The organism is Brevundimonas vesicularis, assembly GCF_900445985.1.
GTDB classification, from domain to species: Bacteria; Pseudomonadota; Alphaproteobacteria; order Caulobacterales; family Caulobacteraceae; genus Brevundimonas; species Brevundimonas vesicularis_D.
This window is the reverse complement of the sequence record NZ_UAQP01000014.1, coordinates 394106-419703: the sequence shown is the minus strand read 5'-3', so window position 1 is coordinate 419703 and position 25598 is coordinate 394106. Positions and strand designations below refer to the sequence as shown.

The 25598-nt window shown below is 66.3% G+C and carries 25 protein-coding genes; 23 read left to right on the top strand and 2 right to left on the bottom strand.

What is annotated here, in order from left to right; genetic code table 11:
- Positions 1-59: 59 nt before the first annotated feature.
- The gene (locus tag DT343_RS11115) at positions 60-863 is read right to left on the bottom strand and encodes an AlbA family DNA-binding domain-containing protein (RefSeq protein WP_112862951.1); all 804 of its coding nucleotides are present in this window, start codon (positions 861-863) and stop codon (positions 60-62) included.
- Between the two features lie 411 nt (positions 864-1274).
- Between DT343_RS11115 and DT343_RS11110 the strand changes: the two genes are divergently transcribed.
- The 3 genes from DT343_RS11110 to DT343_RS17635 all read left to right on the top strand — a co-directional run bounded on the left by DT343_RS11110 (position 1275) and on the right by DT343_RS17635 (position 6663).
- On the top strand, positions 1275-3350 hold the full coding sequence (locus tag DT343_RS11110; RefSeq protein WP_112862950.1) for a ParB/RepB/Spo0J family partition protein: 2076 nt from the start codon (positions 1275-1277) through the stop codon (positions 3348-3350).
- Positions 3351-3918: 568 nt separating this feature from the next.
- Positions 3919-5072 (top strand): IS3 family transposase gene (locus DT343_RS17820; RefSeq protein ID WP_258522561.1). Its coding sequence is split into 2 segments (ribosomal slippage): positions 3919-4177 and positions 4177-5072, totalling 1155 coding nucleotides; the frame shifts between segments, so codons are not numbered across the junction.
- Positions 5023-6663, top strand: coding sequence for a retron Ec67 family RNA-directed DNA polymerase/endonuclease (locus DT343_RS17635; protein ID WP_258522608.1), 1641 nt, complete (start codon positions 5023-5025; stop codon positions 6661-6663). Before DT343_RS17820 ends, DT343_RS17635 begins: the two co-directional genes overlap by 50 nt.
- Before the next feature lie 5 nt (positions 6664-6668).
- On the opposite strand, the gene DT343_RS11090 is transcribed toward DT343_RS17635, so the two are convergent.
- Entirely contained in the window at positions 6669-7592 is a 924-nt protein-coding gene (locus DT343_RS11090; RefSeq protein ID WP_220116684.1) for a TIGR02391 family protein, read from the bottom strand.
- Between the two features lie 260 nt (positions 7593-7852).
- Here DT343_RS11090 and DT343_RS11085 point away from each other — a divergent pair, with 260 nt between their 5' ends.
- From DT343_RS11085 to trbJ, 20 genes are all read left to right on the top strand, one after another.
- Positions 7853-8152, top strand: coding sequence for a DUF736 domain-containing protein (locus DT343_RS11085; protein ID WP_112862947.1), 300 nt, complete (start codon positions 7853-7855; stop codon positions 8150-8152).
- A 122-nt stretch (positions 8153-8274) separates the two neighbouring features.
- On the top strand, positions 8275-8760 hold the full coding sequence (locus tag DT343_RS11080; protein ID WP_069318837.1) for a GNAT family N-acetyltransferase: 486 nt from the start codon (positions 8275-8277) through the stop codon (positions 8758-8760).
- 161 nt (positions 8761-8921) lie between these two features.
- On the top strand, positions 8922-9878 hold the full coding sequence (locus DT343_RS11075) for a DUF932 domain-containing protein (protein WP_258522560.1): 957 nt from the start codon (positions 8922-8924) through the stop codon (positions 9876-9878).
- 518 nt (positions 9879-10396) lie between these two features.
- Entirely contained in the window at positions 10397-10669 is a 273-nt protein-coding gene (locus DT343_RS11070) for a DNA -binding domain-containing protein (protein ID WP_112862946.1), read from the top strand.
- Between the two features lie 135 nt (positions 10670-10804).
- Positions 10805-11026: a transcriptional regulator domain-containing protein gene (locus DT343_RS18175; protein ID WP_079246858.1), complete on the top strand. Its 222-nt coding sequence runs from the start codon at positions 10805-10807 to the stop codon at positions 11024-11026.
- The gene (locus tag DT343_RS17815) at positions 10965-11588 is read left to right on the top strand and encodes a DUF2285 domain-containing protein (RefSeq protein ID WP_069318834.1); all 624 of its coding nucleotides are present in this window, start codon (positions 10965-10967) and stop codon (positions 11586-11588) included. The genes DT343_RS18175 and DT343_RS17815 overlap by 62 nt, the downstream gene beginning before the upstream one ends.
- Before the next feature lie 128 nt (positions 11589-11716).
- Entirely contained in the window at positions 11717-11983 is a 267-nt protein-coding gene (locus DT343_RS11055) for a helix-turn-helix transcriptional regulator (RefSeq protein ID WP_015459426.1), read from the top strand.
- Positions 11980-12486, top strand: a complete 507-nt coding sequence (locus tag DT343_RS11050; protein ID WP_069318833.1) for a DUF2840 domain-containing protein — start codon at positions 11980-11982, stop codon at positions 12484-12486. Before DT343_RS11055 ends, DT343_RS11050 begins: the two co-directional genes overlap by 4 nt.
- On the top strand, positions 12483-13028 hold the full coding sequence (locus tag DT343_RS11045) for a S26 family signal peptidase (protein ID WP_112862945.1): 546 nt from the start codon (positions 12483-12485) through the stop codon (positions 13026-13028). Before DT343_RS11050 ends, DT343_RS11045 begins: the two co-directional genes overlap by 4 nt.
- A 36-nt stretch (positions 13029-13064) precedes the next feature.
- Positions 13065-13400, top strand: a complete 336-nt coding sequence (locus tag DT343_RS11040) for a DUF736 domain-containing protein (protein ID WP_112862944.1) — start codon at positions 13065-13067, stop codon at positions 13398-13400.
- Positions 13401-13587: 187 nt separating this feature from the next.
- Positions 13588-14316 (top strand): lytic transglycosylase domain-containing protein, encoded by a 729-nt coding sequence (locus tag DT343_RS11035; RefSeq protein WP_258522559.1) that lies wholly within the window; start codon positions 13588-13590, stop codon positions 14314-14316.
- Between the two features lie 238 nt (positions 14317-14554).
- A complete protein-coding gene (locus tag DT343_RS11030; protein WP_112862942.1) occupies positions 14555-16315 on the top strand; it encodes a relaxase/mobilization nuclease domain-containing protein in 1761 nt (586 codons plus the stop codon).
- A 15-nt stretch (positions 16316-16330) separates the two neighbouring features.
- A complete protein-coding gene (locus tag DT343_RS11025) occupies positions 16331-18304 on the top strand; it encodes a conjugal transfer protein TraG (RefSeq protein ID WP_112862941.1) in 1974 nt (657 codons plus the stop codon).
- A gap of 9 nt (positions 18305-18313) precedes the next feature.
- Positions 18314-18739 carry a CopG family transcriptional regulator gene (locus tag DT343_RS11020; RefSeq protein ID WP_112862940.1) on the top strand — a complete coding sequence of 142 codons (426 nt, stop codon included), beginning with the start codon at positions 18314-18316 and terminating at the stop codon, positions 18737-18739.
- A 74-nt stretch (positions 18740-18813) separates the two neighbouring features.
- Entirely contained in the window at positions 18814-20433 is a 1620-nt protein-coding gene (locus tag DT343_RS11015; RefSeq protein WP_112862939.1) for a serine hydrolase domain-containing protein, read from the top strand.
- Between the two features lie 372 nt (positions 20434-20805).
- A complete protein-coding gene (gene trbB / locus DT343_RS11010) occupies positions 20806-21744 on the top strand; it encodes a P-type conjugative transfer ATPase TrbB (protein WP_220116779.1) in 939 nt (312 codons plus the stop codon).
- 32 nt (positions 21745-21776) lie between these two features.
- The gene (locus tag DT343_RS11005; RefSeq protein ID WP_224762098.1) at positions 21777-22076 is read left to right on the top strand and encodes a TrbC/VirB2 family protein; all 300 of its coding nucleotides are present in this window, start codon (positions 21777-21779) and stop codon (positions 22074-22076) included.
- Positions 22073-22354 (top strand): VirB3 family type IV secretion system protein, encoded by a 282-nt coding sequence (locus tag DT343_RS11000; protein WP_112862937.1) that lies wholly within the window; start codon positions 22073-22075, stop codon positions 22352-22354. The genes DT343_RS11005 and DT343_RS11000 overlap by 4 nt, the downstream gene beginning before the upstream one ends.
- Complete coding sequence (gene trbE, locus DT343_RS10995; RefSeq protein ID WP_112862936.1) at positions 22351-24840, top strand: conjugal transfer protein TrbE; 2490 nt, start codon at positions 22351-22353, stop codon at positions 24838-24840. Before DT343_RS11000 ends, trbE begins: the two co-directional genes overlap by 4 nt.
- Positions 24837-25595: a P-type conjugative transfer protein TrbJ gene (gene trbJ, locus DT343_RS10990; protein WP_112862935.1), complete on the top strand. Its 759-nt coding sequence runs from the start codon at positions 24837-24839 to the stop codon at positions 25593-25595. The genes trbE and trbJ overlap by 4 nt, the downstream gene beginning before the upstream one ends.
- Positions 25596-25598: the final 3 nt, after the last annotated feature.

The window sequence follows — 25598 nt, the reverse complement described above, 5'->3', positions numbered from 1 at the left end:
TGCTCATCAAAATACTTCCGCCAGATGATCTTCTGGCCATCCTTGGTCCGTCCAATCGCCTAGGCGATATCCACATAGCCGCGCCGGTGATTGACCGACCATGTGCGCACGGCATTGCTGTCCTGGTCGATCGGCGAGTGGACGACCAAGCCGTCCAGACCGATCACCATGTCTATGCCGCCACTGACGCGCGGCGGCAGAACCGCCGTCTCGCGGGTCACGCGGATGTCCCGCGCCTCGCGCAGAACCGACATGGGAGCGACGGTCAGAACGGCGGCCGGGACTTCGGCGAGGCGGCACGGCATGTCCTTCCCGGTCGTCGCCTCGACGGCCCGATGATGAAGATCCCGAATCTTGCGTGGCATCTCATCCGAGGCGGCGAACGCCTGCCGCAGCTCGCCGGTGCCCATCTCGTAATTCCCCCGACTATTCCGACCGTAGAAACGGCTGCTCTTATTGTAGGTGACGCGATGCGGGGCGACGGTGCTGGCGCCGACGCGCATCACGAGGACGGCCGCCCCACTCGCCAGTGTGATCGTCTGCACCCGGAACTGCGGAATGCGCGGATCGATGCAGTTTCGCAATTGATCCTCAATCCGCAGCAGATCGGTATCCAACGTCGCGGCGGAGATACCAACGATCTCGGCCGCGACACCGTTGCCGTCTTCCCGCACTCCGATGACCATATCCCCGCCGTCCGTGTTGGCGAAGGCGCTCACGTCGGCGAGGAAGTCCTTCACAGCCTTCTCGCCCGCGCCTGGAAAGATCAGCTTGAAGTCCAAGCTGCGGCCTTCAGACCGGCCGTAGGTCACTAAGGCTTCGAGGTCTGCGACTCCGATCTGGTCGAGTGGCTTGTCAATCATGTCGTCGCTTATCACGAGGACAGCGAGGACTGAAAAGGGGGAACGTCTTCCCCTACTGGTGAGCCCGAAGTCTCACCAGACCCCTTCAAGCGGGGACACCCCGCAACGCCCCGCTCGGCGTCTCCACGCCGATACGTAAATCCGTGTCCACGGATTTGCGCTTCTTAGCATCTATGGAGATCGGGCCAGGGCTACACCGGCCCGATCGCATTGTTGTAGCTCTCCCCGTCGGTGGGGTGGGCGACGCTTCCCTTTAGGCCCGCCGCGCCGGTCCGCAACGCGCGCAGGCGCGCTTACCTCCTCTGCGTTCCGGCCCTACGGGTGCTGCCCGGCTCCGCCGGCGGGCCTGCCGGTCCGCTCCTTCGCCGCCCACCCCATTCCGGGGTGAGTGCGGTTTGAAGGAGAAGTGTGATGAACGCTGTTACCGAAACCGTTGCCGCCGAGCCTGTGTCGGGCGTCGAGATTTTCGTGCCGCTCGCCAAGCTCAAGAAGTCCCCGCGCAATGCCCGCAAGGTGCCGCATGGGGAAGCCGCTATCGAGGCGCTGGCCGCTTCCATCCAGCACAAGGGGCTGATCCAGAACCTTGTCATTGAGCCGGAAGCCAAGGAGGACGGGACGCCGACCGGATATTACCTCGTTACCGCTGGCGAGGGCCGCAGGCTGGCGATGCTGCTGCGCGCCAAGCGCAAGCAGATCAAGAAATCCGAGCCGGTGCGCTGCTGGCTGGATACGCTGAACGATCCCGCCGAGATCAGTCTGGACGAGAACGTGACCCGGACGCCCATGCACCCCGCCGACCAGTTCGAGCGGTTCGCGGAGCTTTCCAACGACAAGGGTTGGGGGGCGCAGGAGATCGGCGCGCGGTTCGGCGTGTCGGCGGGCGCGGTGAAGCAGCGGCTTCGCTTGGGGGCTGTCAGCCCGAAGCTGTTGCAGGTCTATCGGGAGGACGGACTTACGCTGGACCAGCTTATGGCCTTCGCCATCACCGAGGACCATGCCCGGCAGGAGCAGGTGTTCGAGGGGCTGCATCACAACCGCGAGCCGTGGATCATCCGGCGCGACATGACCGCGAGCAATGTTCCGGCGACCGACCGGCGCGCGGTGTTCGTCGGTGCCGACGCCTATGTCGAGGCGGGCGGCAATATCATCCGTGACCTGTTCAGCGAGGATCGAGGCGGGTTCTTCGAGGATGCGGGCTTGCTCGACATGCTCGCCGCCGAGAAGTTGCGCGAGATCGCGGGCGAGGTTCAGGCCGAGGGCTGGAAATGGGCCGAGGCGCATATCGACTATCCCCACGCCCACGGGATGCGGCGCTTCTATCCGCAGACCATCGCCCTGTCCGATGAGGACGAGGCGCGGCTGGAAGCGCTGTCCACCGAGCATGACGAGCTTGCCGAGGGCTATTCGTCCTATGACGAGATGCCCGAGGACGTGGCCGAGAAGCTGGAGGCGATTTCCGACGAGATCGACGCCATTTCGGCCAAGCGTCACGCCTACGACGCCAATGTGATCGCGCATGGCGGCGTGTTCGTGGTGCTGCACCATGACGGCACGGTCAGGATCGAGCGCGGTTTCGTCCGTCCCGAGGACGAGGCGCTGGCCGATCCGCAGCCCGAGGACGAAGGCGAAGCCTTCGACCCGGAGGCCGTGGAGGACGAGCAAGCCGAGGACGGCGACGAGGAAGTGCAGGAAATCGAGGAAGAGGACGAGGAACCGGGCAAGCCGATTTCCGACAGCCTCACCCGCGACCTGTCCGCCCATCGGACGCTGGCCCTTCGCGTGGCGCTTGGCGAGCGGCCCGATCTAGCGCTGATCGCCCTGATCCACACGCTCACGGCGCAGTTGTTTTACAGCTACGCTGAGGCCGGTTGCCTTGAGGTTCGTCCGACCGTGACGCCGCTTGGCAGCCACGCGGACGGGATCGAGGACACGCCGCTTGCCGCCAAGGCGAACGAGGCGCGCGAGGCGTGGGCCGAGCGGATGCCGCGTGACGTGGCCGACCTGTGGGGCTTCATCGTCGGGCTGGACGACGAGAAGCGGCTGGCGCTGCTGGTGCATTGTGCGTCCCGCACCGTCAATGCCCTGCGTCTGCCGTGGGACCGCAAGCCCCGCTCGCTGCAAACCGCCGACCGGCTGGCGAGCGCGCTGGCGCTGGACGTGGCGAAGGACTGGACGCCGACCGTGGACAGCTACCTTGGCCGCGTCACCAAGGCGCATATCGTCGAGGCCGTCGCCGAAGGCGTGTCGGAGGACGCCGCCCGCCGTATCGCGGACATGAAGAAGCCGGACATGGCGCAGGCCGCCGAGCAGCTTCTGGCCGGGACCGGATGGTTGCCCGCGATCCTGCGGACCCCCGAGCCGGAGGCGGAGCAGCCCGCACCCGTCGAGGCCGAGGATGCCGAGACCGTGGAGCAGCCGTCCGGAGCGGAGGCCCCCGATACCGGAGCGGAGGACGGCGAAGCCTCCTACGCCGTCGCCGCCGAATAGCGGCATCGGGCCGGGGCCGCGCCAGCGGTCCCGGCCTTCCTTTACCGCCTGCCAGAATCGCGACCGCTCCTCGCCGAGCGCGGTCGCTTCGTTTGATTTCAGCGCTCGCCGGGCACTGCCCGGCTCGCGGATCATCCCTTGAAGTTTTGGGTAATTTGGACAAGAACCGCCGCAGGCTTACAGGCAGAGTTGTTATCGCGCATCGCGATATAAGACACCGATGTTAGGCAGTGATGCTTCCATCTACCCTTATTGCAGCTTTACGGCTGAGCGGACGATCCGATCGAACGCATAGGAGTGCCTGTAAGCCGCCTATTCAGGGGGTGGGGTGTCAAGTCTGGCGAAACTGCAAGCGGCGAAGTCGCTCGATGACCTAGCAGCGATCCTGGGCTACAAGCCCGCAGCGCTTGCTTATCTGCTTTATCATCTTCCCGACGCGCAGAAATACACCGCGTTCACTATTCCCAAGCGCAACGGGAATCCGAGGCCGATTCTCGCCCCCACTGACCTGCCCCCCGAAAGGTCCCTCATTCTGATGTAGAGTCTGTCCACGAGAAGGAGCAGACGCATGAGGAAGAGCCGTTTTACCGAGGCGCAGATCATCGGGATGATCAAGGAGCAGGAGTCCGGGCTGCCGACCGTCGAGATTTGCCGGAAGCATGGGCTGAGCACGGCGACGTTTTACAAGCTGAAGGGCAAATACGGCGGGATGGAAGTGTCCGATGCCCGCCGGCTGCGGCAGCTTGAGGATGAGAACGGCAAGCTCAAGCGGCTGCTGGCGGACAGCATGCTCGACAATGTGATCCTCAAGGATCTGCTGGGAAAAGCCTGACGACGCCAGGCCAGCGGCGAGACGCTGTGCTCGAGGTGCTGGGAAGTTACCAGATTTCCCAGCGCCGGGCCTGTGTGCTGATTGGTGTCGACCCAAAGACGGTCCGGCGCGAACGCCCGCCGGACCACGGTGCCATCCGAACTGCCATGCGTGAGGTCGCAGGCCAGCGCCGTCGCTTTGGCTATCGCCGGATCGGTATCATGCTGGAACGCCAGGGGATGAGCATGAACCACAAGAAGCTCTACCGGCTGTACCGGGAGGAAGGATTGTCGGTGCGCCGTCGTCGTGGCCGAAAACGGGCGCGTGGCAGTCGCACGCCGATGCCTGTGCCGCTGGTTCCGGGCGCGCGGTGGTCGATGGACTTTGTCTCGGACACGTTCGGCGCCTCGCGTACGTTCAGGATTTTGGCCATCAATGATGATTGCTGCCGGGAAAACCTGTGCCTGGTGGGCGACACCAGCATCTCGGGCGCCCGGGTGGCGCGGGAACTCGACACGCTGGTGCGCCTCCATGGCAAACCGGCTTGCATTGTCAGCGACAATGGCACCGAATTTACCAGTCGGGCGATCCTGGAATGGGCCGGCAAGAACCAGGTCGAATGGCATTACATCGATCCGGGCAAGCCTCAGCAGAACGGGTTCATCGAGTCCTTCAACGGCTCACTGCGCGATGAACTGCTCAATGAGGAACTGTTCGACAGCCTGGCCGATGCCCGCCGGAAGCTGGCGATCTGGCGCTACGATTACAACAATGTCCGGCCCCACTCATCTTTGGGAAACCGGCCGCCTGCACAAGCGCGTCGAGCCTTCGTGCAGGACGAGACCATCATGCCCGACGCGCTTGTGCAGGCGGCCGGGCCATCGTATTCAACCGCTGGACTCTCGTTATGATCGAGGGACTGACGGGGGGCAGGTCACCACGCCCAAACTCAAGCTCCTGCAACGGCGGCTCGCCAACGTCCTCTACCTGGCGCTGGCCGACATCGACAAGGCAGGCGCGCCACGACGGCCGCTCTCGCATGGCTTTGCCAAGCATCTGTCCATCGTGACGAACGCCGCTGTCCACAGGCGACAGCGATATGTGCTGAATCTCGATCTCAAGGACTTCTTCCCGTCGATCAACTTCGGTCGCGTGCGCGGCATGTTCATCAAGGACAAGCGCTTCGGTCTCGATCCCAAGGTTGCGACCCTCATCGCGCAGATTGCCTGCCACGACCACGTCCTTCCCCAAGGCAGCCCCTGTTCGCCGGTCATTTCCAATATCGTCGGACACCTCCTGGACATTCGGCTCGTTCGCTTCGCCAAGGCGCAGAAATGCACCTACTCGCGCTATGCCGACGACATCACCTTCTCCACGAACGCCAAGGCGCTCCCGGCAGAGGTCGCCGTCCCGATACCGGGATCAGAGCATGACTGGACGCTGGGCGCAGCGCTGCTGAAGGAGATCGACAAGGCTGGCTTCGAGGTGAATCCGGCCAAGACGCGGATGCAGTATCGCGGGTCACGCCAGGTCACGACCGGTTTGCTCGTCAACGAGAAGCCAAATATCCGACCGGAATACTACCGCACGGTGCGCGCGATGTGCTGGTCACTGTTCAACAGCGGAACCTACTATCGCATGGTCCCCGCCGCGCTGGCGGGCGGCAAGCCGGGCGATCCCGATGTGCAGGAGCCGGCCACCTCGCTTGCGCCGCTGCAAGGGACGCTGGGCCACGTCTATCATGTGCGCGATCAGGTCGATACGCGATCCTCTGTCGACAAGAAGAAAGAGGCGACGGCAACGCGGAAGCTCTACATCCGCTTTCTGTTCTACCGACATTTCGTCGTTGCACCCAAACCGCTCATCATCCCCGAAGGCAAGACCGATTCCGTCTATCTGCGCGCTGCGATGGAGAAGCTCGCGGCGTACCATCCGCAGCTTGGCGCAATGGATAAGGGGAAGTTCAAACCCGCGCTCAAGTTCATGAATTTTTCGAGCACGGTCCATGACGTCCTACAGATCGGCAATGGTGCGGGCGATCTCCTGCACTTCATTCGGAAATATCCTGACGCGCTCAAGCACTACCGGCACCGGCCTTTGCCCAACCCCATCATCGTGTTGATCGATAATGACGATGGCGCCAAAGACATATTCAGCGTCGCCAAGAATCTCGGCGCTCCCAATATTTCGCGAACTTCTACGGACCCGTTCCACCGGCTCGCCGCCAATCTCTATCTGATCAAAACGCCGGAGATCGGCGCGAAAGGGACAAGCTGCATTGAGGACTCGTTCGATCCTGCACTTTTGAAGACCGTCATCGACGGCAAAGTGTTCGACCCTAACAAGAAGCATGGTGAACCCGGAAAATACGGGAAAGCTAGGTTCGCCGAGAAGGTCGTGCAGCCGCAAAAGGACACGATCGACTTCTCGAAATTCACGAGCCTGCTCGACCGTATCGTCGCAGCCCTCGACGATTACGCCGCCAATCCGCCACCACCGTGATGCGATCAAGCGCGCGGGGGCATGTGGCTGGCGTCGAGCCGGCGATGGATGAGCGATACGAGCGTCAGAAGATCCTCGGCGTCGGTCTTGGTCATTGGCCAGTGGATGCGCGCTTCATGGGCGGTCGGATTGCGGAACATCCCGAAGACGCCTTTGGTCAGATTTGCGAAGCCGCTTTGCTCGCTACGCTCGCTCGCCGTGCCGCGCGGATTGATCGCCAGCATCGGCAGATCGCCGCCCAGCACGCGGTCCACCAGCGTTCCCCCATCGTCGGTCAAACCCGTCATGACGCGCATCTTGTCGGCGACGCTTTTCACCGCTTCCTGGACCGCATGGAAATAGTCGTCGGCTAGCAGTTCCGCGCGGCAGAAGCGCAGCACATCGGGATGAACGCCGCGCGTCTCCAGATCGGTGCGCAGTTCTTTTGCGCGACGCTGTGCTTCCGGCAGCGTCGTCGCCTGTTCGACGGTTTCGATCTTTCCGGCTTCGCTGACCACGAGGCCCGCGAAGGCGAGCGCCTGGTTGAGACTGGCGCGCATCGGCTCGTAGCGATGCGGCTCGCGGCTGTAGCGGGCCGGCCTCATCGCATGGCGGATGAAGCCGAGGATGCGCGTGCGGTCCTGTCGGGCGTTCTGGCTGGCGGCGAAGGCGTTGTAAATCCGGTGCCGCTTGGTCATCTCGCCTGGATCGGTCATCTGACAGGTCGCAAACAGCATCGCGATCTCGGTCCCCTTGAGCCCCGTATCCGTGTCGCCGAGTGCGCCGGCAATGGCTTCGAGCTGATCCTGCGAAAACAGTTGCGCCACCTTTTCCTTCTCCCCCTTGCGAACCTCCGCGGTCTCCTTTGGTCGAATCGGAAACCACCTTGGAACGTAGGATGAACATCGCGCAAGGCTGTTGGCAGAGTTGCCGGCATAATCGCCGGTCATAAGAAACTCCCTACCTTCCGGGCCGAACACCCGGCGGCCTCCCCAATGGCTTGTCTGACCGAAGCCGATCGCCATCCCGCAAGGGCGTCGTTCGGCTTTTTTCCGCCGCCTTCGGCTTTGCATCGCGAAACAAAAAAGCCGCCCGCCGTCCAACCTCCTCTGCGTTCCGGCCGCAAGCGGTGCGGGGTCGATCGTGCCTCGGCCGACGCCGAGCCATCGAGGCCGCGATGAGCGTGGCCCGAGCAGACAGGAGATACGACATGGCTACGATCGGCACCTTCACCGCCAACAGCAAGGGCGAGTTCACCGGGGTTATCAAGACGCTCACCCTCAACACCAAGGCGACCCTTCGCCCGGTCGAGAAGGAAGGCGAGAAGTCCCCCGACTTCCGCATCCAGTCCGGCAACATGGACATCGGCGCCGCCTGGAAGAAGACCAGCCGCGAAGGCCGCGACTATATCTCGGTCAAGCTGGACGATCCGAGCTTCCCGGCTCCGATCTACGCCACGTTGTCCGAAACGGACACCGCGGGCGAATACGCGCTCATCTGGTCGCGCTGACCATCTAATGCCCCGGCCCACTGGCCGGGGCATCACGGCGCTGCCGGTCTTGCCGGCTTTCGACCTATGCTTGCTATTGGACGACCGGCCTTCCATCTCGGGCGGAACAGGGGAAGGTCTTGATGCACGCGATCTCGGTAAAACCAGCGGATATGACTGTCGCCGCAAGGGATGAGTTCATCGCGTTCGTCATACAGGCGGGAGAGGTGAATGCTGCCACGTTGCCCGATCTGGTCGATCGGGCTGTCGCCATTGTCATAATGCGCGAGGGAGCGTCATTGGTCGGAACCGCAGCAGTCAAGACGCCGAATGTTACCTATCCGCCAAAGGTCTTCCGTAAAGCTAAGGTCGAGGGTCAAGCCCCTGCCTACCCGTTCGAATTGGGGTGGGTCCATGTCCATCATGCCTACGAACGGCAAGGGCGCGGTCATGCGCTCGTCGCGGCGGCGATCCATGCGGCGGCTGGAAAGGGACTATACGCGACGACGAAATCCGAAGCCATGAGACGGATGTTGCCCAAACTCGGTTTCACGGCGCTCGGCACCCCTTATGTGTCGGCCGAAGATCCCAGCGCCGAACTCACGCTGTTTGTTCGATCCAGTAGATAGAACCCGCAAAGCGGTTTCCACCAATGATGTGATGGATCGCGTAAAGCGGCCCATCGCGCGTTATCTTCTATGCGGCTAAGGGCGGCGCGGTGCTTGGGGCTCTGCCCCTGGCGCACTTCAAGCGGCTTCCGCCCAGCTTCCTTCACGCGCGAGCGCGTTCCGTGCAGCCGGTTCCCCGCGAAGCCGCTTTCCGTTTGCACCCCCGGTCTCGCCGACGGGCAGGGTTTCAGCGCGGCGCTCCGCTGCGCGGAAACCCAAGCCCAAAGGAGGCCAAAATGCACTACCAACTTGCCACCCGGTTCGGCCGCAACGCCCATCAGATCAGCGGCCGGGAGCCGCTCGACAACGAGGCGCTGTATCGCCACGTCCCGTCCATCTTCGCCCGCGAGGCGCACGACAGCCGTTCGGATCGCTATGTCTATGTCCCGACGATCGACATCGTGGAGGGGCTGCGCCGGGAAGGCTGGTCGCCGTTCTTCGCGGTCCAGTCGGTGCCTCGTGACGGCAGCCGCCACGGGCACGCCAAGCATATGCTGCGCCTTCGCCGTGACGACGGCATCGGCAAACCGGAGGCGGCCGAAGTCATCATCGTCAACAGCCACGACGGGACGAGCGCCTATCAGATGTTCGCCGGGATGCTGCGGTTTGTCTGCACGAACAGCATGATCGCAGGCGAGCGGTTCGAAGAAGTCCGCGTGCCGCACAAGGGCAATATCGAGCATGACATTATCGAAGGCGTGTTCACCGTCGCCGAGGACTTCCCCCGGCTGATCGACGCCAGCGAGTCGATGAAGGCGATCCAGCTTTCGCCGGACGAGCAGCGCTTGCTTGGCGAGGTCAGCCTTGTCGCCCGCTATGGCGACGATGAAAGCCCGGTTCGCCCCGAGCAGATCATCGAGCCGCGCCGCCGCGAGGATGTGGACCGCAGCCTCTGGACCACTTTCAACGTCATTCAGGAGAATGTCGTGCGCGGCGGGTTGCAGGGGCGTAAGCGTAGCGCCGAGGGCCGCATCCGCCGCAGCCAGACCCGTGCCATCAACGGCATTGACCAAAACGTGACGCTCAACCGGGCGCTTTGGACGCTGGCGGAAGGGATGCAGCGCCTCAAAGCAGCCTGACCATTTCACCGCAGGGCCGAAGGTTCGGCCCTGCGGCTTCGCCGCTTTCGCGCCGATCCGCTGTGCTGGATCGGCAGCGGCCGCGCGTCCCAAGGTCCGCGCGGCCGCAAGCGCGCTCGCCTGGCTGACGCCCGGCTCGCGCGAGGTGGTGGTCAAATACTACACATTATTCTATGACGAGGCCGGGCCGCTACGCGGCGGCCTGGGGTGTGGAAACCCCACGTTTAGCGGTTCGGCGCCGGCCGTGACGGTGCCGCCATCCTTGACCACATGGTCGGGGAGCCTGTGACGTATACAACAGGCTTCCGGGCTAAAGGTCATAGGAACCGACTAAACGCGGTTTTCCAACTCCCCGACTACGGGTCTAGGAGCTGTTTGCGGGGGCGCACCGCAAACCAGCAGCTCGCGTGAGATTGGTCGGCCGGTGCGGATTCTGCTTGCAACTATGTCCAATCGGCGGATCGAAATTGGTCCGCGAGGATCGTATTGGTTAACGCCTGCGACTATTCGGGTGCAGCATGGACGCAGATAGATTCGATGATTGCGCGCCTGATTGTTCGCAGCTCACCAGCTACGACGAATGCCATCTCGCGGCCTACCTGCGATTGCTCGATGCCGAGGAGGATGGCGCCGATTGGCGTGACGCTGCCGCCGCCATCTTCAACATTGACGTAGCGGCGGAACCTGATCGCGCCCAGACGATGCACGCGACCCATCTTGCCCGCGCGCGTTGGATGACAGAGATCGGATACGCGCACCTGCTTGGCTGCCAACATCGGCTAAACCGTTAAGATTTAACTCCAATTCGGAAGTGTTCTCGCTGCCCTCGCTGCACGGTTGTGCGCGGTCTTTGCGCTATCCTAGCTAGGACAACCGGAAGATGTTGCGCTCCTAAAATCCGCGCCAAGCGCGGTTGGGAGGATGCAATGCCGACGCCGCCAGGGCGTCGCCAGCGGCGCGCCGGCGGACTGCCCGACGCCCTCGGGCGCGCCGAAATTGCCGCCGAGTTTCTCCGTCGAAACCGCACATACCGCGCCGAACACACGCAGATGCAGGAGCGCATCGCGAGCGGCGCCGTCGCGCAGAGTGCCGCCGAGACGGCCTTCGCGCGGCGATGGGGGTTGTCCTTTCGCCACGGCGCCGGATGACCTCGCAGAGCCGGTCCCCTGGCGCCCGGAACTGACCGCCGTCACGGTCATCCTCGACGCAGCACCGGAAGGATTTGACAGCGCTTCGCCGGTCGATCCGCGCGCGCTCGGCGCGCTGCTCGCCGACCTGGCCGGCATCGACGGACGCCATGTCATCGTCGCCGACGCGGCGGGCGAGCATCGGCTGTGGCTGCGCGATCCGCAGCCCGGCCAGCCGCTCGCTGCCGTCATTCCGCTCGACAAGGATTTTGTCACCCGCATCGCCAGCTTGCTGCGTTTCCATCGCCGCTTGCTCGGCCGCGCGGCCGGGCCGCTGCCGCGCGGCTGGCCGCTAACCGCCTATCGGCTCGCCCGGCTTGACCTGATGCTCCGCGCGCTCGACCTGCGCGATGGGGGCGCGACCTATCGCGAGATCGCGGTCGCGCTCGGGCGGGACGAAGCGGCGCGGCTGTCCGCGAGCGATTGGAAGATGTCCGCCGCGCGTTCGTTTGTGGTCCGGCTGGTCCGCGACGGCATCGCCATGATGAACGGCAACTACCGCAAGCTGCTCCGCATCCGCTGATTCGCTCCCCCGCCGCCGCACCCGTGGGGGTGGTCACATCGGTGCGGCCGCACATCTTCATACCCCACCCGGCCGCCTCCCTTCTGACAATTACGCCTCCTGCCGCCACCGCCCGCAGGAGCCGTCACTTGTCCGATACGCCTACCAACCTGCCGCCCCGCTTCCTGCGCACGCCGGAAGCCGCGCGCTTCCTCGGCCTCTCGGGGCGGACCCTGGAGAAGCACCGCTATTTCGGCACCGGCCCGGCTTACCGCCGGATCGGCGGCCGCGTCGTCTATTCGGTCGATGACCTGCGCGCTTGGGCCGACATCGGCATCAAGCATTCGACCTCCGATCCGGGGCAGGACGACCTCATGCCGCGCGCGGATTCGGCCATCGCGCGGAGCCGGCGATGACCGTCCCGCCGTCCCCCATGCGCTACCGGCAGCCGCCCACCGACGCCATGACCCGCGTTGAGCTGACGTGGATCGAGAAGCGGATTGAGCACTGGATCAGGTTCGGCCGGGTCGCGGTGGACGAGATCGTCGATCGCCGCCGCCGCATCGTCCGCTTCCGTCCCGGCGCGATCTTTGCGTTCGTCCGATGGGCGGCGAACGACTACGGCACGGTCAGCTCGCGCATCGACATCGTGCGCGCGGTCGGCGCGAACGAGCCGTTCACGACGCTCCCGTTCGTGCGGCCGGGCGGCGACATCCTGCTCAAGATCGAAGGCTGGCCCAAGGTCAGCCAAGTGCTCGCCGCGATCGACGCGACCGAGGCGGCCGGCGTCGATCCGTGCGACGCCGCGCCGGATCATTGGCGGCACGTCCACAACCGCATCGCCGCCGGACAACAGCCGCGCCCCTACACGCAGGAGCGTCATCGCGCCTGGCTTAAGCGCCGGGAGATCGAAGGATGACGCGCCGTGGATGGGCCATTGCGACAGCATCCGCCGCGTCGCTGTTCGCCGCGTCGTTCCTCGCCGTGGCGGTGTTCGACCCGCTCCCGCGCGTCGTCTGGAACGCCAGCGCCAGCGCGCCGATCGGGTTCTACCGGATCGAGCCGCTGCCCGATCCGCCGCACGGTGCATTGGTCGCCGTGAAGCCGCCACCGGCGCTGGCGCACTGGCTGGCGGAGCGCGGCTATCTCGGCGAGCGCGTGCCGCTGTTGAAGCATGTCGCGGCGCGGCCGGGGCAGATCGTGTGCCGCATCGACGCGGTGGTAAGCGTGGATGGGCGGCCCGTCGTCGTCGCCCGGCAGCGTGACGGCCGGGGCCGTCCGCTACCTGCCTGGCAAGGCTGCCGCACGTTGCGCGCCGGCGAGCTGTTGATGCTCAATCCCGATCACGCCGACAGCATGGACGGCCGCTATTTCGGGCCGCTGCCGGCCTCGACCGTGCTCGGCCGCGCCATCCCGATCCTCACCCGCGACACGCCCGACGCGCCGCTCACCTGGCGCTGACCCGCTTCCTCGCCTGCCAACCCAAAGGAGATTCCCATGCAGATCGGCAGCTTCTTCCGCACCGCCAACGGCTACGAAGGCATCATCGAGACGGCGACGCTCGACATCCGTATCTCGATCGTTCCGGCCGAGCAGAGCGACGCCGACAAGGCGCCGGACTGGCGCGTCCACCGCGGCGACGGCGGCGAAGGCCCGGAGATCGGCGCAGGCTGGAACGAGACCGGCGAACGCGCCGGGGATTACGTCTGGCTGCGCATCGACGACCCCGCTTTCGCGCAGCCGCTTCGCGCCGCGCTGTTCCAGAGCACCGCCGACAAGTCGGCATGGTCGCTGCGCTGGAACCGCCAGCCGAAGTCGCGCGAGCAGGACTGATCCGGTGCGCTTCCCCATCATCCCTTTGTTCGCGGGAAAGCCGTCTCATCCCTTCGTCCCGCTCGGTCGCAGGCCGGCCGGCGCGCGCAGCGAAGGTCAAGGGCGGCCAAAGGCCGGCGCACCGCGCGCACCCTTGACCGCGGCGAGCACGCTGGCAGGCTGGCGGCGGAGAGGAGTCGGATCGGCGGTGGCGCTTGCCGTCGTCCTGCTGTGCGGCAGCGTCGCGCCGGCCCCGCTGATGGCGCAGGAGAAGCCGGCCGCGCGATCGGCGGCCGTCCATCCCTCTGCCGCCCATGTCGCCGACGCCTCGCGGCGGTTCGGCATCCCCGAGGCATGGATATGGGCGGTGATGCGCGTCGAGAGCGGCGGCAATGCCCGCGCCGTGTCGCGCGCCGGGGCGATGGGCTTGATGCAGATCATGCCCGCGACCTGGGCGGGCTTACGCACCCGCTACGGCCTCGGCCCCGATCCGTTCGACGTGCGCGACAACATCATGGCGGGCGCGGCCTATCTGCGCGAGATGCACGACCGCTACGGCAACGCCAGCGCGATGCTGGCGGCCTATAATGCGGGACCGGGCCGCTACGACGACTTCGTGTCGCGCGGCCGTCCGCTGCCTGCCGAGACGGTCGGCTATCTCGCCCAGCTCGCGCCGATCACTGGCGGATCGGGCGCTGTGGAGGTGGCGGTAAGCGTGCCGCCTGATCCGTTCGCCTGGCGTCGCGCCGCGCTGTTTGTCCGCACGGGGAGCGCCGCGTCAGATGCAGTTGCCGTGCAGTCCGGCAGCGGCGAAACCGCGCCGGAAACGCTCTCGGGCAGCGTAGAATCTGACGGCGGTCGCACGACCGATCCGTCGCCGAATGTAGCGCGCGACACGCTGTTCGTGTCCCGCGCCCGCGCGGGCCGACCGCAATGATCGGCCTGTCGCTCCCTTCATCCGTCCGAAGCAGCAAAGTGGCTGGGGAGGAGGAAAACGGCAGGGACAGACGAGGGCAAGATATAAGCAGCGCCCCGTTCAGCCGAAAAGCCGAGGCTTTTCCGAGGCTTCACGCGGGGGCGTCGGTCGGCGCGCGTGCCGCGCGGAAGGGAAAAGCCAGCAAAAACAACGCCTCGAATGGCACCACAGGCCATTTTCGGCCTAAAGCGGCCCAGCCGTGAGCGAGGACGGCGAGTTCCGCGTCCGGCCGGGCAAGGCCAAGCGCAGCAAGGCGCAGGGCCGCAATGCCCGCGGCCTGGTCGCCGAGGTGCTGCGCGTCGCCGCGATCCACAGCGGCGGCCGGCGCGGCGGCGCCAGCGGAGCGCGCCGGGGTGCGCAATCGACCTTCGGGCGGGGACGCACCGCCTTCGCCCGCAGTCGCCTGTTCGGCTCGGGCCGGCGCGTCATGGTCAAGATGTTGCCCGTGACCACCCGCAGCCGGGGTGGCCGGCGCGCGGCGCCGCTGTCCGCGCACGTCGCTTATTTGAAGCGCGAAGGCGTCACCCGCGACGGCTCGCCTACCCGGATGTTCGACGCGGCCGGCGACAACGCCGACGATCGCGGTTTCGCCGAGCGGTGCAAGGATGACCGGCATCATTTTCGGGTCATCGTGTCACCCGAGGACGCCGCCGAGCTGACCGACCTGCGCGAATACACGCGCGATATCATGTGTCAGATGGAGGCGGACCTTGGGACGCGGCTCGATTGGGTCGCGGTCGATCACTGGAACACCGACAATCCGCACGTCCATCTGCTCGTGCGCGGCGTCACCGATCAGGGTGCCGATCTCGTCATCTCCCGCGACTACATCAGCCACAATCTCCGCTCGCGCGCGCAAGACCTAGCCTTCGCCGAGCTTGGGCCGAAGCCCGAACATGAGGTGCAGCGCGCGCTCGACCGTGAGGTGACGGCGGAACGCTGGACCCGGCTCGATACCGAGATTCAGCGTTCCGCCGACGAGCTGGGCGTGATCGATCTGCGCCCCGAGCGCCCCGGCCCGGACGATCCACGGCTCCGCCGTTTGATGGTCGGGCGCTTGCAGCATCTGGAAACGATGGGGCTCGCAGCCGAAGGGGATACCGGCCAGTGGGCGGTCGCGGAAGGTGCGGCGGCGAAGCTGCGCGAGCTGGGCGCGCGCGGCGACATCATCCGCACGATCGGCGCGGCGCTCAAGGATCGGGGGCAGGACCGGCCGCTCGACAGTTACGCCGTCGTCACCAGTGCGCCCGAGAAGCCGATCGCCGGCAGGCTGATCGACAAGGGGTTGCACGACGAGCTGACCGGCACCGCCTATGCCGTGATCGACGGCACGGACGGGCGCACCCACCATGTTCGCCTGCCGGGCATCGAGGCGCTGGAGCATAGCCCCAAACTCGGCGGCATCGTCGAGCTGCGCGGCGTCGGCCGGCCCGGCGAGGAAAAGCCGACGCTGGTGCTCGCCACGCGGTCGGACATAGACCTTGCCGCGCAGGTGAAAGCGCCCGGCGCGACCTGGCTTGACCATCGCCTGATCGAGCGTGGCGCCAGCGTTGCGGACGGCGGGTTCGGCGCCGAGGTGCGCCGCGCGATGGACGCGCGCACCGACAACCTTGTCCGCGAAGGGCTGGCGCGCCGCTTCGGCGAGCGGACGGTGTTCGAGCGCGGGATGCTCGACACGCTCCGCAAGCGCGAGCTGGACGCGGTTGGGGCGAAGATCGCGGGGGAGACCGGGCTTGCCTATCGCTCCGCCGCGTCCGGCGAAAAGATCGCGGGCGTCGTGCGCCAACGCCTCGCGCTCGCGTCAGGCCGCTTCGCCATGATCGACGACGGGCTCGGCTTCCGGCTCGTGCCGTGGGCCAGCACCCTCGAACAGCAGCTCGGCCGTCAGGTGTCCGGCATCGTCCGCGCCGGCGGCGGCATCGACTGGACGCTCGGCCGCAAGCGCGGCCTCGGCATCTGAATCAGGAGACCTCCCGTGTCCGCGACCAAAATCCTCTGGGGCCAGCTCATCGTCGTGTTCCTGATCGTGCTCGCCGGGGTGTGGGGCGCGACGCAGTGGACCGCCGCGGCGCTCTCCTATCAGCCCGAACTCGGGCCACCGTGGTTCATGGCTTTCGGCTGGCGCATCTATCCGCCGCCGGCCTTCTTCTGGTGGTGGTTCTCGTTCGACGCCTACGCGCCTGACATCTTCGAGACCGGCGCGTTCATCGCCGCGTCGGGCGGCTTCGTGTCGATCGCCGTCGCTATCGGCATGTCGGTATGGCGCGCACGCGAGTTGAAGAACGCGGAGACCTATGGCTCGGCACGCTGGGCGACCGAGCGGGAGGTGCGCACGGCCGGGTTGCTGGGGCCGAACGGCGTCGTGCTCGGCAAGCTCGCCCGCGACTATCTCCGCCACGACGGTCCCGAGCATGTGCTGTGCTTCGCCCCGACCCGTTCGGGTAAGGGCGTCGGCCTGGTCGTGCCGTCGCTGTTGACGTGGCCGGGGAGCTGTATCGTCCACGACATTAAAGGGGAGAACTGGACGCTCACCGCCGGTTTCCGCGCGCGGCACGGCCGCGTGCTGCTGTTCGATCCGACCAACGCCGCGTCGGCCGCTTACAACCCGCTGCTGGAGGTGCGGCGCGGCCAGTGGGAGGTGCGCGACGTGCAGAATGTCGCCGACGTTCTGGTCGATCCCGAAGGCAGCCTCGAGCGCCGGAACCACTGGGAGAAAACGTCCCATTCGCTGCTGGTCGGCGCGATCCTCCACGTCCTCTATGCCGAGGCGGATAAGACCTTGGCCGGCGTCGCGGGATTCCTGTCGGACCCGTCGCGCACGATCGAGCAGACGCTGGCCGCGATGATGGCGACGTCGCACCTTGGCGAAGCGGGCGTGCATCCCGTCGTCGCCAGCGCCGCACGCGAGCTGCTGAACAAGTCGGACAACGAGCGATCGGGCGTGCTCAGCACGGCCATGTCGTTCCTCGGCCTCTACCGCGACCCCGTGGTGGCGCAGGTTACGCGGGCCTGTCAGTGGCGCATATCGGATCTGGTCGAGGGCGATCGGCCGGCAACGCTCTATCTAGTCGTGCCGCCCAGCGACATCTCGCGCACGAAGCCGCTGATCCGCCTCATCCTCAACCAGATCGGGCGCCGACTGACCGAGGAGCTGACACCGAAGGGCAACCGCCATCGCGTGCTGTTGATGCTCGATGAGTTTCCGGCGCTCGGCCGGCTCGATTTCTTCGAGTCCGCCCTGGCGTTCATGGCCGGCTATGGACTCAAGGCCTTCCTGATCGCGCAGTCTCTCAACCAGATCGAGAAGGCTTACGGTCCGAACAACGCGATCCTCGACAACTGCCATGTTCGGGTCAGCTTCGCCACCAACGACGAGCGGACTGCCAAGCGGGTGTCGGATGCGCTCGGCACCGCGACCGAAATGCGGGCGATGAAGAACTATGCCGGGCATCGTCTGTCGCCGTGGCTCGGGCATTTGATGGTGTCGCGCTCCGAGACCGCCCGCCAGCTTCTCACCCCCGGTGAGGTGATGCAGCTTCCGCCCGACGACGAGATCGTCATGGTGGCAGGCGTCCATCCGATCCGCGCGAAGAAGGCGCGGTACTTCCGCGACCGGCGTCTCGCCGAGCGGATCATGGCCGCGCCCGAACCGGCTGCTGGCGCAGTCCGACCCGACGACTGGACCGGGCGTGCGGTCACCCCCAATCCCGCCGAGGTAGCGCGGATCGTGCGCGCACAGGAGGACGCCGCCAATGGCGGGCTGCGGCGTGAACCCGAGCTGCCCGAGCATGTCGCCATCGCGCCGGAGACGACAGCGCCGCCGAGCCAGGAGTTCGCGATTGTGGACGACGATCCTGATGACGCCGCGCGGCAGGCCGCCGTGCGCCGCCGGATGCAGGAGCTCGCGCGGCAAGCGTCGCTCGACCCGGGCGACGGGATCGAGCTTTAGGAGACGATCATGCGAACCCGGCTCAACGTCTATTTTCCACCTGCGCTCGCCAAGCAGGTCGACGAACTGGCGATCCGACGGCGCATCTCACGCTCCGCGATCGTCGAGGCGGCGGTGGCGTCCTACCTGTCGCCGGACGGCGCGGATCGGATGGAGGCGGCGTTCGCACGCCGGCTCGATCGGCTTTCGCGGCAGGTACAACGGCTGGAGCGTAACACCGGCCTGACAACCGAGGCGCTGACATTGTTCGTGCGCTTCTGGCTATCGGTGACGCCGCCGTTGCCGGACGAGGATCAGGCGGCAGCGCAGGTGAAGGGCCGTAAGCGCTATGAGGGCTTCGTCGAAACGCTCGGCAGACGCTACGCGAGCGGCAGGAGTCTCATTGACGAAATCCCCGAGGACGTTTGGCCGAAGGCCGCCGGCGAGCCAGAATGACGATTGCGATCCGTTCGGTTTGACGCAACAACCTGTGGCATGAACCGATAACGATCGATCCGAGGATCTGCCGGATGTTCAGTATCATGATCCGCATACTGCTCCTGGCGGGCGCAATCACCTTCGAGAGTTCGGCTCACGCGCGCTCTCTTCAGGAAGATGTCGATACGCTGTTCGTTGACTATTCTCGCCCCGGTGTTCCCGGCTGCGCCGTGGGGCTTTTCGAGCGCGATCGGACTGTGCTTGCCAAGGGCTACGGCGCCGCCGATCTCGCTTGGGGTGCGCCGATCACTCCCGACACGAAGTTCGAGTTGGGTTCGGCGGCCAAGCAGTTCACCGCACTTGCCATTATCATGCTAGAGGCGGATGGCCGCCTCTCGCGCACTGATCTGGTCCGTAAGCACCTGCCAAGTCTGCCCGCGCGATATGAGGGGATCACCCTCGACCACCTGCTACGGCATACCAGCGGCGTCGCAGATTATATTCAGCTCGCCCGCATAGCGCAGGCGCCCGCGCTTGCGGAGCTCACTCGTCAGAACGCGCTGGAGCTGGCCAGCAGCGTGCCGCCGGTGTTCGCGCCCGGCGACGATTTTGCCTACAGCAATACGGGCTACCTGCTGCTTGCGGACGTGGTCGCGGCAGTGAGTGGAACCACCTTCGCTTCGTTCCTCGAAACCCGCATCTTCGCGCCTCTGGCGATGACCGATACGGCGGTCATCGATGCAAGCCGACCCTCTTCGACAAGAGCGACCTATTACGAGATCGACAATGACGGCCCCCGCGACGGCGAGTGGCGCGGTCGGGATGCTCCGGGCGCTTGGGGGGTCCGCAGCACGATCCGTGATCTGGGGCGCTATAACGCCGCGCTGACGAGCGGGAGCAGTGTGCTGGCGCCCTATCTCCCGAGGATGGAGGCTGCCGGCCGCCTGAACTCGGGGGAAAGCGTCACCTACGGCGCGGGACTTTTCGTGGGCAACTATCGTGGGAGGCGTACCCTTCGCCACACCGGTCGCGCCAATGTGGAATTTGTGCGCTTCCCTGAAACGGGTCACGCGGTCGCGCTTATGTGCAACCGCAACGACGTCGATGCAGAGGTGCTGGCCGAGGAGCTTGCAGATCTGTTTCTTGGGGGATCGCTCCTGCCACCGGCGCCCGACGTCCCCACAGATCGCCACGGGCCGCTGCTGGGAGCCTATGTCTCGCCGAACGGCGAGCAGATGCGCATCGCGGATGTCGACGGGCATCTCCAGTTGGTCGGTTGGGGGCGTTTGCACGCGGTTGAACCGGGCGTGTTCACGGCAGGTCCGTCGACCGACACCCTCCGGCTGACGTGGCCCGCCGCGGATCGGGGCAGACTGGAGGCCCGGTTCCAATCAAGCCGGCCGGTCCTCCTTGACCGCTTCACCCCGGTAGCGCCGTTGCCGGCAGCGTTGCATGCGCTTGTGGGCCAATACCGGAGCGACGTGTTACGAAGCACTTATTCGGTGGAGCCTGACGCGGGCGGCACGATCGCGCTCATCGCACCCGATCGCACGGCGGTGCCCCTAGAACCTTTGACCGCTGACCTCTTCGCGGCAGGGTCGTGGCGGGTGCGGGTGCGGCGATCGTCGACGGGCGCGGTTTCGGCGCTCGAAATCCGGACGTCGAGGACGCCGGCCCTCAGCTTCGCCAAGCTCGATCTATCTCGCCACTGACGAGCGTCGCAGCTGCCAAGACCAAGCGGGGCCGACGGCTGGCGAAATCCGATTAGCCGGAGCGGACCTTCCGCTTCCACCAATCTTTGCCGTTCCGAATCGGCTGGCAGGTCCTCGGCCGGGATTGATCCTGAATTGCTAAGCCCCCGCGTGGCAGAGCCGGCTGACAGGTAATCGGATTCGGGCGAGGCCGCAGTCAGCAAGTATATACCGCCCTCGCTACTACGCCTTCAACTCGCTGTTGCGGCGGCCGAGTTTCTGGCTCTCTTGATGTGCTCCTGACGCCGGGCGGCGGTTCGCCCGGTCCATTGCAGGGGCCAAGTCTTGACCGTCCAGCCGATCCGATCCGAGGCAAAATCACGCAGCGCACGGATGCTGCGCACCGCGCTCGGGCCGGCGATCGCGGCCTGGCTCGACGACCCGGCCGTCATCGAGGTGATGCTGAACCCCGACGGACGGCTGTGGCTCGATCGGCTTAGCCACGGGATAAGCGACACCGGAGAACTGCTGTCCGCCGCGGACGGCGAGCGCATCGTCCGTCTCGTCGCGCATCATGTCGGCGTCGAGGTTCATGCCCGCTCCCCGCGCGTCTCGGCCGAACTGCCCGAAGGCGGCGAGCGGTTCGAGGGCCTGCTTCCGCCCGTGGTCGTCGCGCCGGCCTTTGCGATCCGCAAGCCCGCCATCGCGGTGTTCACGCTCGACGACTATGCGGCAGCGGGAATCATGTCGGCGGCAATGGCCGAGGCGTTGCGCCACGGCGTCGAGACCCGCGCCAACATCCTCGTCGCCGGCGGCACCGGTGCGGGCAAGACCACGCTGGTCAACGCTCTCTTGGCCGAAGTCGCCAAGACCACCGACCGCATCGTCCTGATCGAAGATACGCGCGAGCTGCAATGCGCCGCGCCGAACCTCGTCGCCATGCGGACCAAGGATGGCGTCGTCTCGCTGTCCGAACTGGTCCGCTCGTCGCTTCGCCTGCGCCCCGACCGCATCCCGATCGGCGAGGTGCGTGGCGCCGAGGCGCTCGACCTCATCAAAGCCTGGGGCACCGGGCACCCCGGCGGTGTCGGCACGATCCACGCCGGCACCGCGCTCGGGGCGCTGCGCCGCATGGAGCAGCTCATCCAGGAGGCCGTCCTCACGGTCCCGCGCGCGCTGATCGCCGAGACCATCGACCTGATCGCCGTTCTGGTCCGCGACGCGCACGGACGCCGGCTGACCGAGCTGGCCCGCGTCGAAGGGCTCGACCCGGCGACCGGCGACTACCGCCTCGCACCGCTCACCAACCCCCAACCCGGAGACCTGCCATGATCCATGCCCTTCGGCATGGCGCACGCCGCGCCATGCTCACCGCCACCGCCAGCGTGATCGCGCTGACCTTCGCCGTTCCGGCCCACGCCGGCGGCTCGTCGATGCCGTGGGAAGCGCCGCTCCAGTCGATCCTCGAAAGCATCGAGGGGCCCGTGGCGAAGATCATCGCCGTCATCATCATCATCGTGACGGGTCTGACGCTGGCGTTCGGAGACACGTCGGGCGGCTCGCGCCGGCTGATCCAGATCGTGTTCGGCCTGTCGATCGCGTTCGCCGCCAGCTCCTTCTTCCTGTCGTTCTTCTCGTTCGGCGGCGGGGCGCTGATCGCATGAACGGTGCGGCCGATCAGGGCGAACCGATCGCGGGCTACTTCGCCCCGGTCCACCGGGCGCTGACCGAGCAGATATTGCTCGGCGGCGCCCCGCGCTCGCTCGCCATTGTCAACGGAACGCTGGCGGGCGCGATCGGCCTCGGCCTGCGCCTCTGGATCGCCGGCCTGGTCATCTGGGCCGTCGGCCACGGGCTGTCCGTGTGGGCCGCCCGTCGCGACCCGCAATTCGTGGACGTGGCCCGGCGCCACCTCCGCTACCCGACTTGGATGCGGCCATGATGAGTTTGCGCGAATACCGCAACAAGGCGGCGCACCTGGCCGACTTCCTGCCCTGGGCCGCGCTCGTCGGCGAAGGCGTCGTGCTCAACAAGGACGGGTCGTTCCAGCGCACCGCCCGGTTCCGCGGTCCCGATCTCGACAGCGCGACGCCCGCCGAGCTGGTAGCCACCACGGCAAGGTTGAACAACGCGCTCCGCCGGCTCGGCTCCGGCTGGGCGATCTTCGTCGAGGCGCAGCGCACGCCCGCGCTCGACTATCCGGACGCGGCCTTCCCCGATCCAGTGTCGGCGCTGGTCGATATGGAGCGGCGCGAACAATTCCGCGAGGAAGGGGCGCATTTCGAGAGCCGCTATTTCCTCACGCTGCTGTGGATGCCGCCGGCCGAGGAAGCCGCACGCGCCGAAGGCTGGCTCTACGAGGGCCGGTCAACCTCCGGCGTCGATCCGTGGGAGCTGCTCAAAGGCTTCACCGATCGCAGCGACCGCGTGTTGAACCTGGTCGAAAGCTTCATGCCCGAGGTCCGCTGGCTCGATGACGGCGAGACGCTGACATACCTCCACTCGACCGTCTCGACACGCCGCCAGCGCGTCCGCGTCCCCGAAACCCCGATGCACCTCGACGCGCTCTTGGCAGACGAGCCGCTAACCGGCGGGCTGGAGCCGTGCCTGGGCGAGCATCACCTGCGCACGCTCACCATCGTCGGGTTCCCGAGCGTGACGTTCCCCGGCCTGCTCGACGAGTTGAACCGGCTCGCCTTCGAGTATCGCTGGTCCACCCGCGCGATCATGCTCGACAAGACCGACGCGACCAAGCTGCTCACCCGCATCCGCCGCCAGTGGTTCGCCAAGCGCAAGTCGGTCGCCGCGATCCTCAAGGAAGTGATGACCAACGAGGCTTCGACGCTGCTCGACAGCGACGCCTCGAACAAGGCCGCCGACGCCGACACCGCCCTGCAGGAGTTGGGCGCCGATTATGCCGGCATGGCCTATGTCACCGCGACGGTGACCGTGCGGGATCGTGATCCCGCCATCGCGGCGGAGAAGCTGCGGCTGGTCGAGAAGGTCATTCAGGGCCGCGACTTCACGTGTCTTTCCGAGGGCATGAACGCGATCGAAGCATGGCTGGGGAGCCTCCCCGGCCACACCTACGCCAACGTCCGGCAACCCCCGATTTCCACCATCAATCTCGCCCACCTGATCCCCCTGTCAGCAGTATGGGCGGGGCCGGAACGGGACGAGCATTTCGGTGCGCCCCCCTTGCTCTATGGCAAGACCGAAGGCTCGACCCCGTTCCGGTTTTCCCTTCACGTCGGCGATGTCGGCCACACGCTGATCGTCGGCCCGACCGGGGCCGGCAAGTCGGTGCTGCTTGCGCTGATGGCGATGCAGTTCCGCCGCTACGAACGGGCCCAGGTCTTCGCCTTCGACTTCGGCGGCAGCATCCGCGCCGCTGCGATCGGCATGGGCGGCGACTGGCAGGATCTCGGCGGAATGCTCGCCGACCAGGCCGGCGACGGCGTGCAGCTCCAGCCGCTGGCACGGATTGACGATCCGGCCGAACGCGCTTGGGCGGCGGAATGGCTGGCGGCGATCCTCGTGTCCGAGGGCGTCGCGGTCGATCCCCAGGCCAAGGAGCACCTATGGTCGGCGCTCGGCTCACTCGCGTCCGCGCCGATTGACGAGCGCACACTGACCGGGTTGGCCGTGCTGTTGCAATCGCAGCAGCTCAAACAGGCGCTCGCCTCCTACTGCGTCGGCGGGCCGTGGGGCCGTTTGCTCGACGCGGAGGCCGAGCGTATCGGCGAGGCGTCGGTGCAGGCGTTCGAGACCGAAGGCTTGGTCGGCGCCGGATCGGCCGCCGCCGTCCTGTCTTATCTGTTCCACCGGATCGAAGGCCGGCTGGACGGCTCCCCCACGCTCATCATCATCGACGAGGGCTGGCTGGTCCTCGACAGCCCGGACTTCGCCGCGCAGCTCCGCGAATGGCTGAAAACTCTGCGCAAGAAGAACGCCAGCGTGGTGTTCGCCACGCAGAGCCTCGCCGACATCGAAACCTCGAACATCGCGCCGGCCATCATCGAGAGCTGCCCGACGCGCATCTTCCTGCCGAACGAGCGCGCGGCCGAGCCGCAGATCGCCGCCATCTACGAGCGCTTCGGACTCAACGCCCGCCAGATCGAAATCCTCAACCGGGCCACGCCCAAGCGCGACTATTACTGCCAGTCGCGGCGCGGCAACCGGCTGTTCGAGCTGGGGCTGGGCGAGGTCGCGTTGGCCTTCGCCGCCGCGTCTTCCAAGACCGATCAGCTCCGCATGGCCGAGCTGGTCGAGACCCACGGCCGCGAGCGCTTCGCCGCCGAATGGCTGCGCCATCGCGGCCTAGCCTGGGCGGTCGATCTTCTTCCCGAACCCCAACCCGATCCGCTGGCCGGTCGCCGGGAAGATGCCGGCCAGCTCCACCTTGCCTTGAAGGACACGACCCCATGAAACCCAATATCCTGCGCCGCGCCATGCTGGCCGGCGCCATCGCCACGTCGAGCATGATTGGCATTACCGCCGCCACGCCGGCGCACGCTCAGTTCGGCGGGATCGTCTATGACCCGACCAACTATGCGCAGAACGTGCTGACGGCCGCGCGGTCGCTCCAGCAGGTCAATAACCAGATTCAGCAAATTCAGCAGCAGGCGACCAGCCTCATCAACGAGGCGCGCAACCTGGCTTCGCTGCCGTTTAGCTCGCTTGCAACATTGCAGCAGCAGGTGCAGCGCACCCAGCAGCTTCTCGGCGAGGCACAGCGCATCGCTTATGATGTGCAGAACGTCCAGCAGGTGTTCAACGGCCGCTACAAGGGCGCGGCGCTGACCGGCACCCACGCGCAGATGGTCGCCAACGCCAATGCGCGTTGGGCGGATAGCGTCAGCGCGTTCGAGGACGCGCTGCGCGTCCAAGCCGGCGTCGTCGGCAACATCGAGGGCGCGCGCACGACGATGGACGGCCTTGTCACGTCCAGCCAGTCGGCGACCGGCGCGCTCCAGGCCGCACAGGCGGGCAATCAGCTTCTCGCGCTGCAATCGCAGCAGCTCGCGGACCTCACGGCGCTGCTCGCCGCGCAGGGCCGGGCGCAGGCGCTGGACTCGGCGCGCCACGCGGCCGTCGAAGCCGAGGGCCGCGAACGGCTCCGCCGCTTCCTGATACGGTCCACCGGCTATCAGCCGGGCAACGCCCGCATGTTCCACGACTGACGC

Coding starts and splice junctions, on each gene's coding strand:
- DT343_RS11115 (WP_112862951.1), bottom strand. CDS start 863: ATGATTGACAAGCCACTCGACCAGATCGGAGTCGCAGACCTCGAAGCC.
- DT343_RS11110 (WP_112862950.1), top strand. CDS start 1,275: ATGAACGCTGTTACCGAAACCGTTGCCGCCGAGCCTGTGTCGGGCGTC.
- DT343_RS11090 (WP_220116684.1), bottom strand. CDS start 7,592: ATGACCGGCGATTATGCCGGCAACTCTGCCAACAGCCTTGCGCGATGT.
- DT343_RS11085 (WP_112862947.1), top strand. CDS start 7,853: ATGGCTACGATCGGCACCTTCACCGCCAACAGCAAGGGCGAGTTCACC.
- DT343_RS11080 (WP_069318837.1), top strand. CDS start 8,275: ATGCACGCGATCTCGGTAAAACCAGCGGATATGACTGTCGCCGCAAGG.
- DT343_RS11070 (WP_112862946.1), top strand. CDS start 10,397: ATGGACGCAGATAGATTCGATGATTGCGCGCCTGATTGTTCGCAGCTC.
- DT343_RS18175 (WP_079246858.1), top strand. CDS start 10,805: ATGCCGACGCCGCCAGGGCGTCGCCAGCGGCGCGCCGGCGGACTGCCC.
- DT343_RS11050 (WP_069318833.1), top strand. CDS start 11,980: ATGACCGTCCCGCCGTCCCCCATGCGCTACCGGCAGCCGCCCACCGAC.
- DT343_RS11045 (WP_112862945.1), top strand. CDS start 12,483: ATGACGCGCCGTGGATGGGCCATTGCGACAGCATCCGCCGCGTCGCTG.
- DT343_RS11040 (WP_112862944.1), top strand. CDS start 13,065: ATGCAGATCGGCAGCTTCTTCCGCACCGCCAACGGCTACGAAGGCATC.
- DT343_RS11020 (WP_112862940.1), top strand. CDS start 18,314: ATGCGAACCCGGCTCAACGTCTATTTTCCACCTGCGCTCGCCAAGCAG.
- DT343_RS11015 (WP_112862939.1), top strand. CDS start 18,814: ATGTTCAGTATCATGATCCGCATACTGCTCCTGGCGGGCGCAATCACC.
- trbB (WP_220116779.1), top strand. CDS start 20,806: ATGCTGCGCACCGCGCTCGGGCCGGCGATCGCGGCCTGGCTCGACGAC.
- DT343_RS11005 (WP_224762098.1), top strand. CDS start 21,777: ATGCTCACCGCCACCGCCAGCGTGATCGCGCTGACCTTCGCCGTTCCG.
- DT343_RS11000 (WP_112862937.1), top strand. CDS start 22,073: ATGAACGGTGCGGCCGATCAGGGCGAACCGATCGCGGGCTACTTCGCC.
- trbE (WP_112862936.1), top strand. CDS start 22,351: ATGATGAGTTTGCGCGAATACCGCAACAAGGCGGCGCACCTGGCCGAC.
- trbJ (WP_112862935.1), top strand. CDS start 24,837: ATGAAACCCAATATCCTGCGCCGCGCCATGCTGGCCGGCGCCATCGCC.